Annotated in this window: 2 protein-coding genes; both read right to left on the bottom strand. The window is 55.6% G+C overall.

Annotated elements, in window-relative coordinates:
• Nucleotides 1-26: 26 nt before the first annotated feature.
• Entirely contained in the window at nucleotides 27-860 is an 834-nt protein-coding gene (locus PMI38_RS26050; protein WP_043274127.1) for an IS3 family transposase, read from the bottom strand.
• An 8-nt stretch (nucleotides 861-868) separates the two neighbouring features.
• Nucleotides 869-1,222 (bottom strand): transposase, encoded by a 354-nt coding sequence (locus tag PMI38_RS28015; RefSeq protein WP_443216402.1) that lies wholly within the window; start codon nucleotides 1,220-1,222, stop codon nucleotides 869-871.
• Nucleotides 1,223-1,240: the final 18 nt, after the last annotated feature.

Genomic DNA, 1,240 nt, shown 5'->3' with positions numbered 1-1,240 from the left:
ACTATTTTTGGACACCGGTTTAGGTTTCAAGCTGCAGCTTTCAGCTTTTTCTCCATAGCTACAGGGGTTTCATAGCCGTTGTAGCTGTGGAGGCGCTTTAGGTTGTACCGCACTAAATAAGCCTGGACGTCAGCACGGGCTTGGCCTTCGGTCTCATAACCTCCAGCGGGTATCCACTCTGATTTCAGCGCTCCGAAGAAACGCTCCATGGCAGCGTTATCCCAGCATTGACCGCGATGACTCATGCTTTGGTTGAGCCTGTATTCTTCAAGCGCAGATCTGAACTTATGGCTTGTGTATTGGCACCCTTGGTCTGAATGGAACATCACACCCACCGGCCTACCTCTGGACTCTACCGCCATCCGCAGCGCGTTGCAGGCCAGCCGGGCGTCCGCAATCATTGAGAATGCCCAGCCCACTACCCGGCGTGCGTACAGGTCGATTACCACGGCCAAATACAGCCAGCGTCTGCCAACCTGGATGTACGTCACATCCCCGCACCACACTTCGTTGATCGTCGAAACTTTGAAATTTCGCTTCAGCTGGTTTTCTGCCACCAGCGCTTCCGCGCCAGATGACCGGTACCGGTGCGGCCTACGCTGCTTGCACTTGAGGCCAGCTTCGCGCATCAAAGTGCGCACCTTGTAGCGACCAATTTCATGACCTGCACGGCGCAATTCCTGGGTTAGCGTTCGCGAGCCGGCCGAACCACGGGAGGCTTTGAAAAGACTGTTCACGACCATGCGCAATCGATCGCGGCCTGGATTTTTTCGTGCCTGGCGTTGGCGCCACGCATAAAAACTGCTGCGCTTGACTCCAAGCACGCGACAGCATTCGACGACACCGTACTGCTCACTCAGCTCGTTGATCAGCGAGAACGATCTTTGGAGTCCCGAAGCAGGAGAGCACTGGCCTTTTTTAGGATTTCGATATCTCGATCTTTCTGGCGGAGCAGCGCCTCCAGCTCCTGGATTCGGTGCTGTTCCGGGGTGATAGCTTTGGCTCCGACTGGAACCTGGCCCTCTCGTTCCTGGCGCACCTGTTCAACCCACCGACGCAGGGCTGTAGATCCGATCCCAAGCAGTTCGCAGACCTCTGGAACTGATTGGCCGCCGTCGAGCACCATTTCCGCGGCCTGGATTTTTTGCTCTTTTGAGTATGACTTTCGCACTGATTTTGCCTCCTGTTGGGCGCCATCATAGCGCCCGAAGAAGGTGTCCAAAATCATTAGGCCAGTTCA

This window comes from Pseudomonas sp. GM84, assembly GCF_000282535.1.
Lineage (GTDB): Bacteria > Pseudomonadota > Gammaproteobacteria > Pseudomonadales > Pseudomonadaceae > Aquipseudomonas.
The sequence above is the reverse complement of the archived record's forward strand: the minus strand, read 5'-3'. Positions and strand labels throughout refer to the sequence as shown.